The following is a 10,612-nucleotide window of genomic DNA, read 5'->3' as shown; positions in this document are numbered from 1 at the left end:
CCCTGCATGGAAAGATGTGTAGATACCTATGCCAATCGTGGTGAAGCCTGAACAGAGGCCTGTTCAGGCTTCACTCGATGTTTACCAGTGACGCGAGAGAAACTGCGCCGCTTGCCGGAAGTAGCTGTCCACTTCGGGCACCAGCCCGCCCATCCTCAGAAAGTCATGGGTCATGCCATGACACAGCTGCGCGTGCACCGAGACGCCCTGTTCACGTAGCGCCTCGGCATAGGCCAGACCCTCGTCCAGCAGCGGGTCGTATTGCGCGGCATACAGCAAGGCAGGCGCACTGCCGCGCAATGCATCAGCCGCATACAGCGGTGAACAACGCCAGTCATGACGCTGTGCCAGATCCGCTGCGTAGTGGTGATAGAACCAGTCCAGGCTGGCGGTTTCCAGCAAATAACCTTCCGCAAACAGCTCTTGAGATTCGCTGCGCCGGGTTGCGTCAGTTGCCGGATAGAACAGCAACTGCGCTCGCGGCTGCGGCCCGCCCTCGCTGGCCAATTGGGCGGCCAGCACACTGGCTAGAGTGGCCCCGGCACTGTCACCGGCGACAGCAATGCGCTGCACGTCGAGGCCGTAAGACGCGGCATTCTTTTGCAGCCAGTCCCAGGCGTCGCGGGTGTCATCCACCGCTGCCGGGAATGGCGCTTGAGGCGCCAGCCGGTAACCCAGTGCAAGCACCGCACAGCCACAGGCCTGGGCCAGCGAACGGCACAGACCGTCGTGAGAATCCAGACTGCCCACCGTGTAACCGCCCCCATGCAGATACAGCAACACCGGCCTGAGTGCAGGCGCGTCGGACACCGGTTGGTACAGACGCGCTGGCAACTCATGCCCTTGCCGCCCAGGCAACAGCAAATGCTCGACCGGCATCAGCGGCGCACTGGCCTTGAGCGCCTGCGAAGAGGCTTCGAACTCTTCCCGCGCCTGCGCGACGCTCAGCTCATGAAGCGCCGGACGTCCGGCCTGGCGGCCGTCGTCAACCATATCGAGAAAGGCAGAAATATCCGGGTGCAACATACTCACCTCGTTAACTAGTGACCGGCTCATACCGGCATCTGCTCGCGTTCAGCGACCTGTGCGCAACAGTGCTGGATCAGGCCTTGCAGTTCCTGGCGGTACAACGCCATCAGTTGTTCGACGGTCGTGGTGCGGAACACCCGACTACTGAACAGACAACGTAATGCCAGCTCACCGTCGTAAACCTGACCGATGATCTCCAGCCAATTGTTCAGTGGTGCACTGGCGGCATATGCATCGCCGGGGCGCTCTTGCAGCGGCGCAAACAGCGCCTTGTCATCAAAGCTCTGGTCGAATTGCCCCAGGTAGTTGAAGGTCACACGCGGTTGCACCCTGTCTGCCAGCAAGCGGCGGGTCTGGGCATCACCCAGGTAACGCAGCACGCCATGCCCGATACCTTTATCAGGCACCGCGCGCAGTTGCTCGCGAGTGGCAACAACCGACTCGGCATAACCGCCCTGCCCCGGCGTCAGGCGCAACGGGAACAGACTGGTGAACCAGCCAAGCGTGCGACTGTGATCCAGGCCTTCGAAAATGTCCTCGCGGCCATGGCCCTCAAGACCGAGCAACACCGACTCGCTGTCACTGAAGCGACACAGCACGCGGCCCAGCGCCGTGAGCAGCAAATCGTTGATCTGGGTGCGGTACGCCTCGGGTGCAACTTTCAGCAATTGCGCCGTCAGGTCGCGGTCCAGGCGTAACTGCACCTGTTGCATATGCGCTACACGCTGGCTGCCACGCGGGTTGTCCTGCGGCGGCTCGCCCAGGCCCGCAGGCTCGGTTTGCTGCAACCAGTACGGCAGCTCGGCCAGCAGACGCGGATGCGCAGCATACTCGCGCAAACTTTGCGCCCAGGCCCGATAGCTGCTGGTACGCGCACTGAAGCGCGGCTCCTGGCCGTTACACAGCTGTGTGTAAGCCTGTTGCAGGTCTTCAAGCAGGATCCGCCACGAGACACCGTCGATACCCAAGTGGTGAGCCACCAGCAACAGCCGTTGACTGCCGTCGGCCAACTCACTGTAAACCGCCCGCAGCAAACGTCCGTTGGTAATGTCCAGACTGCGCTGGGCCTGGTTGGCAATCGCCAGCGCGGCCTCGCTGTCCAGTGCGTCACGCAGCCACAACACCGGGTCGGCGCGCAGTCCGTCCTGCAGTTCGCTCAGTTCGCAGTAGCGCTGGCGCCACTGGCCATCGTTGCCGCGAACAAACGCCAGGCGCAGGCTGGCATGCTCGCTGAGTATCGCTTGCAACGCCGCAGCCAGATGCACCACGTCCAGCGGTTCGCGGCACTGCAAGAGGATCGCCTGGTTGAAGTGCTCAGGTGCTTGCAGGTCCTGCTCGAACAACCATTGCTGAATCGGGATCAGCCCGAACGCTTCATCACCGACACTTTCGGCCACCGCCTGTGGCTCGGCAGCATCCGTTTCGGTGCTCTCCTGGGCGCGTTCCAGCAAACCGGCAATGGTCTGGTATTGCAGAAGATCACGCAGACGGATCTCAAGCCCCAGCCCTTCGGCCTGACGCACCCGGGAAATTACTTGCAGACTGAGAATCGAGTCGCCACCCAAATCGAAGAAGTTATCGTGAATGCCGACTTGCTCAACCTGCAGCACGTCTTGCCAGATCGCGGCCAGAACCTGCTCAGTGGCATTACGCGGTGCGACATACGAGGTGCCGCTGTTCCATTGCGGCTCCGGAAGCGCCTTGCGGTCGAGCTTGCCGGCAGGCGATAACGGCATGCGCTCAAGCAGCATGACCTGTACCGGCACCATGTAGTCCGGCAGCCGTGCGCGCAGGTATGCACGCAAGTCGTCGCCACTCAGCGCAACGCCTGGGTGGTTGACCACATAGCCGATCAGTTGCTTGCCGCTATGGCCGTCGCGGGCGACGACCAGCGCTTCACGAACCTGCGGGTGCTCCTGCAGACGCGCTTCGATTTCCCCGAGTTCGATACGGAACCCGCGAATTTTTACCTGATGATCGATACGCCCGACATAGTCAATGACGCCATCGACGCGGCCACGCACCAGATCGCCTGTGCGGTACAAGCGGCCGCCGTCTGTGCTGAACGGGTCAGCCACGAAACGCTCGGCAGTCAAGTCAGGACGCTGATGGTAACCGCGAGCCAAGCCTTCGCCACCGATGTACAGCTCACCCGCCACACCTAATGGCACCGGGCGCAGGTCCGGATCGAGGATATGCAGTTGACGTGCGCCAACGCTTTTACCGATTGGCGCATACGCGGCTTCGCAAGCCGTGTTTGCGTCGGCTTTCCAGAGCAGCGGTGTCACCACCGTTTCGGTTGGCCCGTAACCGTTGGTGATGCACTGTGGACGCAGCGCCTTTTTGGCCAGTTCAAAGCTCGCGTTTGGCACAGCATCACCACCGAAGCAGTAGATCCGCACCGGCGGCGGATTACCGTCACGCAGGGCGTGCTCGGCCAGTTGTTGCAGATAAGCCGGCGGGAAGGCAGCCACATCAATGCGCTGCTCGTGCAGTACCGTGTAGACCTGCTCCGGTGTCCACAACTCTTCACCACGCAGCACCAGACTGCCACCGTGTACCAGTGTGGTCAGCCAGCGCTCGTGAGCACCGTCGAACGCGAACGACATGAAGTGCAGCTCGCGGGTCGAGCTGTCCATTTCGTATAGCTCGCCAATCGCCGCGCAATGCATCGCCAACGGGCCGTGGGCCACGCTGACGCCCTTGGGCTGACCCGTGGAGCCTGAGGTGTAAATGATGTACGCGAGGTTTTCAGGCTCCAGCTTTACCGACGGCAAATCGCTGCGTTCGGTGCTCAGATCCAGCGTGTCGAGCTCCAGACACAGCACGCCGTCGGGCAGCGGCAAGCGCTCACGCAGTCGGCTGTCAGTAATCAGCAACGCAATTCCGGCATCGGCCATCTGGAACGCCAGACGCTCACGCGGGTAATCCGCGTCGAGCGGCACGTAAGCCCCGCCCGATTTGAGCACCGCCAGCAGTGCCAGCGGAATCGCAACCCCGCGAGGCAGCACCACGCCGACCCGCACTTCCGGCCCGATACCCAGGCTGATCAAATGATGCGCCAATTGATTGGAGCCAGACTCCAGCGCGGCGTACTCAAGCTGTTCGGTGCCGCACAGCAAGGCAGTGGCCGACGGACGCAAGCGCGCCTGATCTGCAATCGCCAGATGCACCGGCGGCGCCGGCAAGCGAGCCTGATGCGGGCCACGGCAATTGCTCAAGGCGCTACGATCAGCCTCGGACAGGCATTGTAGATCGCCAATGAAGCGCGCCTGACCAGCGACCATGGCGTCGAGTATCTGCTCCATGTTGCCGCGAATCCGCTCGACCGCCACCGCGTCGAAATGGCTGCGCAGATACTGGTACTCAATCTCCAGGCCTTCACCCACACGTATGGCCAGGTCCATCGGCACGTTGGTCACGTCTTTCAGGCTCAGCTCGCCAAAGCGCGGGCCGTTACCGGCACCACGGCGCAGTGCCTCGTCTACCGGGTAGTTCTCGAACACGATGATGCTGTCAAACAAGGCCTGACCGCTGTGTCCGGCCCAACGCTGAATGTCATACAGCGGCGTGTGTTCAAATTCGCGTACTTCGGCGTTGTAAGCCTGAAGCTGACGCAGCCATTCGCCCAAATCATCCTGAGCCTTGGGGGCCTGGGCAATCGGCAAGGTATTGATGAACAGCCCGAGCAGGCTGTCGATACCCGGCAGTTGTGCCGGGCGCCCGGCCACCGTGGCACCGAACACCACCTGTTGCTGCCCGGTATAACGCTGCAACAGCAGCAGCCAGGCACTTTGCAGCAAGGTGTTGAGGGTGATGCGCTGGCTGCGCGCATAGGTTTTCAAGCGCTCGGTGGCCGTCGCATCGTAATGGCTGTAACTCAGGCCGTGCCCCTCACCTTCGGCCGGGCGCGACAGGCTGTCGGCAAGCAATGTCGGTTGTTGCACCTGGGCCAGGCGGGCACGCCAGAACGCTTCGGCTGCCACACCATCCTGGCGTTGCAGCCAACCGATGTAGTCCGCATAACGCGCACTGACCGCTGGCAATTCGGCGCCTGCATACAGTTGCAGCACCTCTTTGATCAGTTGCGCGCCGCTCCAGCCGTCCATCAGCAAGTGATGAGTGGTCCAGATCAAATGCTGGCGACCCTCGCCCAGATCAATCAGGGTCAGGCGTTGCAGTGGCGGCTGGGCCAGATCGAAACCTTCCAGACGATCCGCTTCGGCAAAGGCGACGATATCCTGCACATCGTCACGCAGGCGCAACTGCGCCGGGGCCGTGGCATACACCACCTGCAACGGTTCACGCAGGCCGCTTTGCCAGATGAAACCACTGCGCAGCGTGTCGTGGCGAGCCACGGCGCGACGCCAGGCCTGGGCGAAGCGCGTGCTGTCGAGGCCTTCTACCGGCACGCTGATCTGATTGACGTACAGACCGGATCCCGGATTGTCCAGCGCATGGAACAGCATGCCCTGCTGCATGGGTGACAGCGGGTAAAGGTTTTCGACCTGAGTCAGGTCCAGTCCCAGCTTCTCGATCTGCCCAGCGTCCAGACGCGCCAGCGGGAAGTGCCCCGTTTGTGCAGCCGTCGAGTCGCTGACGCTGCTGGTTACAGGCACGCCCACAGCAGTGATCACCTGCGCCAGTTGCGCGACGGTTGGGTGCTCAAACAGTTGCCGCGGGCTGAGTTGCAGCCCGGCCTGACGTGCGCGGCCAGCCAACTGGATAGACACGATGGAGTCGCCGCCCAACTCGAAAAAGTTGTCGTCGATGCCGACCTGTTGCAGCCCCAGCACCTGCTGCCACAGCGTGGCCAAACGCTGTTCCAGCTCGCTGCGCGGCGCCTGATAACGCTGTTGCAAGCTGCTGAAATCCGGGTCTGGCAAGGCCTTGCGGTCGAGCTTGCCATTCGGCGTCAGTGGCATGCGTGTCAACACCATCACCTGTGCAGGCACCATGTAGTCCGGCAATTGGGCCTGCAACTCAGCGCGCAGCTCTTCGGGCCCGACAGCGGCTTCGCCGTCAGCGACGACGTAGCCCAGCAGTTGCTTGCCCAATGGGGTTTCGCGGGCAATCACTACCGCTTCACGCACCCCGGCGCACGCCAGCAGGCACGACTCGATTTCGCCCAGTTCGATACGGAAACCACGCACCTTGACCTGATGGTCGATACGCCCGAAATACTCCAGCACACCGTCCTGACTCCAGCGCGCCAGATCACCGGTGCGGTACATGCAACCGCCCTGCGCGTTGAACGGATCTGCTACAAAGCGCTCGGCAGTCAGCCCCGGCCGTGCGTGATAACCACGCGCCAGGCCGTCACCGGCAATGTAGAGTTCCCCGGGAACACCCGCTGGCAGCGGTTGCAGCGCCGCGTCCAGGACGTATAGCCGGGTGTTGGCAATCGGCTTGCCGAGCAACGCCCGACCGCCGCGAGGAATATGCCAGGCCGCTGACCAGATGGTGGTTTCGGTCGGGCCGTAAAGGTTCCACAGTTCATCCGCCTGGGCACTGAGCACCGCTGCCAACTCGACTGACAGCGCCTCACCACCGCAGAAGAAACGGCAACCCTGCAGGCGCGAAAAATCCTCATGGGCGCTGAGCAGCGTCCAGGTTGACGGCGTCGCCTGAATCACTGTCACGCCTTTTTCCAGCACGGTGGCCAGCAACCGCGCCGGGTCTCGGGCGCAATCACGGTCCACCAGTTGCACGCTGCCACCCACCAGCAACGGCAGGTACAGCTCCAGGGCGAAAATATCGAAGGACAGCGAAGTCAGCGCCAGAACCCGGTCGCGGCCCATCAGGCCCGGTTCACGGGCCATGCTTGACATGAAGTTGACCACCCCGCCATGACGCACGGCCACGCCTTTGGGCTTGCCCGTGGAACCGGAGGTGTAGATCACATACGCCAGGTCGTCGATGTTCACTGGCCGTTGCAATTCGTCCGGGCGCAGGTCGTGCTCGGCCAGACTGTCCAGCTGCGACCAGTCGCGGTCCAGGCAGAACACCTGCGCCTGGCTGTCCGGCAGTTCGCTCAACAAATGCTCTTGGGTCAACAGCAAGCGCACTTCGCTGTCGGCCAGCATGTGCGCCAGACGCTCGGCAGGGAACTCAGGGTCCAGCGGCACATACGCAGCGCCAGCCTTGAGCACCGCCAGCAACGCCACCGGCAACTGCACGGTACGTTCCAGTGCAACGCCGACCGCGCAATTCGGGCCTGCACCCTGAGCACGCAACCAGCGGGCCAGACGATTGGCCCGCGCATTCAACTGCGCGTGGCTGAGCTGGGCATTGCCGTCGTCCAGTGCCAGCGCCTGAGGATTGAGCGCAGCCTGTTGCTCGATCAACTGATGCAGGCAGGCCTGACGCGGATAGTCCATGGCGCTGGCGTTGAAATCACGCAGCACGCGCTGACGTGCGCTGCTGTCCAGCAAGCCGATTTCACCCAGCGGCTGGCGACCGTCGGCACAGAACTGCCAAAGCAGGTGCAACAGTTGGTCGCCGATGCTTTGCACGGTGTCCGTGTGGAAATGGCTGCAACGGTAGTCAAAGTTCAAGCGCAGTCGCTCGCCCTGAGCAACCATCAGCGTCAACGGGTAGTTGGTGTTTTCCTGCGCCTGCATGCCGGAAAAACTCAAACCACCCGGAGCCTGACGCAAGGCCTCGGCAACCGGGTAGTTTTCGAATACCAGCAGGCTGTCGAACAGCGCCTCGCCGCCCTGTGCAAAGGCGCGCTGGATGCTGCTCAGCGGCGTGTGTTCGTGTTCACGCAGTTGCAGATTCTGTACCTGCAAAGCTTGCAGGTAATCTGCCAATGGCTGTTCGGCGCGCGGGCTGACCACCACTGGCAGGCTGTTGATGAACAGGCCCAATTGTTGCTCGATCCCCGCCAGCTCAGCCGGACGCCCGGCCACGGTCGCGCCAAAGACCACAGTGGACTGGCCACTGTAGCGCTGCAGCAGCAACGCCCAGGCCGCCTGCAACACGGTGTTGACGGTGACTTTGTGCTGACGGGCAAACGCACTCAGGCGTGCGCCCTGCTCAACGGTCAACAAGCGTTGTACCTGGCCAAAACCGTCCTGAGCAGTGCTCTGCGGAACACATTCTGCCAAGCGGGTCGGCGCGTCCAGCGCCGCCAGTTGCGTCTGCCAGAAAGCCTCGCTGGCGGCCGCATCACGGCCCTGCAGCCACTGAATGTAATCGCGGTAATGACCACTGGCTACGACGGCTTGCCCGGCGTAGCGCTGCAACACTTCGGCAAACAGTTGCGCGTTGCTCCAGCCGTCCATGAGGATGTGGTGATGGGTATAGATCAACTGGTGACGCTGCTCGTCACACCGCACCAGCACCAGCCGTAACAGTGGCGGCTGATCAAGGGCAAAACCTGTGGCGCGTTGCGCTTGGGCCAGCGCATCAAGGGCGCTGGCCTGATCGTCGCGATGGCGCCAGTCGAGCACTTCCAGCGGCAGTTTGAGTTGCCGATGAATCAATTGCAGCGGTTGCGCCAGACCTTCCCAAAGGAAGCTCGCACGCAAATTGTCGTGGCTATCCAACGCAGCCTGCCAGGCCGTACGGAAGCGCTCGGCATCAACACCGTCGATGTCGACGCGTAACTGGTTGACATAAACCCCACCCTCGTTTTCATACAAGGCATGGAACAGCATGCCCTGTTGCATCGGTGCCAGCGGATAAAGGTCTTCGATTTGCCGAGCGGCCAGCGGCAAGGCATCAAGCTGCGTTTGCTCCACGCCTGCCAACGGGAAGTCAGACGGTGTAACACCGCCCGCGCCTTCCTCCAGGCACAGTGCAATCAAACCCTGCAATTGCTCGACATAAGACTGGGCCAATCCCTCGATGGCTGTGTCATCGAACATCGCTGTGCTGTACGTCCAGCGCAGGCTCAACTTGCCGCCAAAGACCTGGCCGTCAACGCTCAGCCAGTTGCTCAGCGCACCCTCGGCATCACGGTTGGCGCCCGATTGTTCGCTGGCAGGCTGGAATAAGGCATCGCGGCCAAAACTGTGGTCAAACTGCCCCAGGTAGTTAAACGTGACTCGTGCCTGCGGCAGTGCGGCAAGGCTTTGCCCTTCTCCACCCAAGTAACGCAGCAGGCCATAGCCCACGCCACGCTGCGGTACGCCACGCAGTTGCTCCTTGACCGACTTCAGCGTAGCTATCGGCTCCCCGCTGTCGTGCAGGCGCAGGGCAAACAGGCTGGTGAACCAGCCGACCGTGCGGCTTAGATCGAGGTCGTCAAACAGTGCTTCGCGGCCATGCCCTTCGAGCTGCACCAGCGCCGAGGTCTCGCCCGTCCAGGCGCACAGGCTGCGGGTCAAGGCGGTGAGCAGCAGGTCGTTGACTTGCGTGCGGAACACCGCAGGGGCCTGCTGCAACAAGGCGGCGGTGGTCGCGGCATCCAGTTCGACACTGTGCGTGCGCGCATGGCGTCCGCTCAGGCTGGCCTGTGGGTCACGTGCAGGCAAATCGCCGCTCGGGCCTTGCAGGCTGGTCTGCCAGTATTTCAGTTCGGCGCTCATTTCGGCGCTGTGGGCATGGGCCGCCAGCCGCTCGGCCCATTGCTGGAACGAGCTGCTGCGCGGTGGCAGTTGCACGCTGACTCCGCTCGCCAGTTGCCGGTAAGCCGTCTGCAGGTCTTCCAGCAGTACTCGCCAGGAAACGCCATCTACCACCAAGTGATGAATCACCAACAGCAAGCGCTGGCTGCCATCAGCCAATTCCACCAGCAGCGCACGCAACAGTGGGCCCTGGCTCAAATCCAGGCTGCGCTGGGCCGCCTCGCAGTGCATCAGCAATTCGTCGGCATCTGCGGCCTGACGAATCCACAGCAGCTCGGGATCGTGTTCGTAGACGGCATATTCGGCACTGCTCGGCTCAGTGCCGAAACGCAGGCGCAAGCCATCATGCAGTTGGCAGACGTGCCCGAGGGCGCGCTCCAGCACGGCGCTGTCCAGTGCTTGCTGGCAACCAAGCAATACCGACTGGTTCCAGTGTGCGCGGTGTGGCAGTTGCTGTTCGAAGAACCAGTGCTGGATCGGCAATAACGGCGTGCGGCCGCTGGCCGGTGCGTTGACCACGGCCACACTGTCACCCTGACGCGCAACGGCGGCCAGGGCTTTCAGGGTCTGGTGCAGGAACAGGTCTTTCGGACTCAGTTGCAGACCAGCCTGACGGGCACGGCTGACCACCTGAATCGAGACAATCGAATCGCCGCCCAACTCGAAGAAGTTGTCGTCGATACCGACCCGCTCAATGCCCAGAACCGACTGCCAGATCTCTGCCAGCAGGGTCTCGCGCTCATCACGCGGGGCCTGGTATTGCTTCTGTTGCTGGCTGAAGTCAGGCTCCGGCAAGGCCTTGCGGTCCAGCTTGCCGTTAGGCGACAGCGGCATGGCGGGCAGCACTAAAATCTGCGCAGGCACCATGTATTCCGGCAGGTGCTCCAGCAGTTCACGGCGCAGGCTTTCGCTGTCGTTTCCTTCAGTGCCATGAACCACCACATAACCCACCAGCTGCTTGCCTTGCGGCGTGTCGCGGGCAATTACCACGGCCTCTTCCACCGATG

The 10,612-nt window shown here is 62.4% G+C and carries 1 protein-coding gene and 1 pseudogene; both read right to left on the bottom strand.

What is annotated here, in order from left to right; genetic code table 11:
• Positions 1–81: 81 nt before the first annotated feature.
• Positions 82–1,056 carry an alpha/beta hydrolase gene (locus EE949_RS29110; RefSeq protein WP_122667432.1) on the bottom strand — a complete coding sequence of 325 codons (975 nt, stop codon included), beginning with the start codon at positions 1,054–1,056 and terminating at the stop codon, positions 82–84.
• A pseudogene (locus EE949_RS29105) lies at positions 1,053–10,607 on the bottom strand (amino acid adenylation domain-containing protein); the annotation flags it as partial. The pseudogene EE949_RS29105 and the gene EE949_RS29110, both read right to left, overlap by 4 nt.
• Positions 10,608–10,612 lie beyond the last annotated feature (5 nt).

It is taken from the genome of Pseudomonas viridiflava (assembly GCF_900602065.1).
Lineage (GTDB): Bacteria > Pseudomonadota > Gammaproteobacteria > Pseudomonadales > Pseudomonadaceae > Aquipseudomonas.
Note: the sequence above shows the minus strand (reverse complement) of the source record. Positions and strands in the feature narration are given on the sequence as shown.

Bases quoted from the DNA above. Each gene is read 5' to 3' on its own strand.
- EE949_RS29110 (WP_122667432.1), bottom strand. From the start codon at position 1,056: ATGAGCCGGTCACTAGTTAACGAGGTGAGTATGTTGCACCCGGATATT.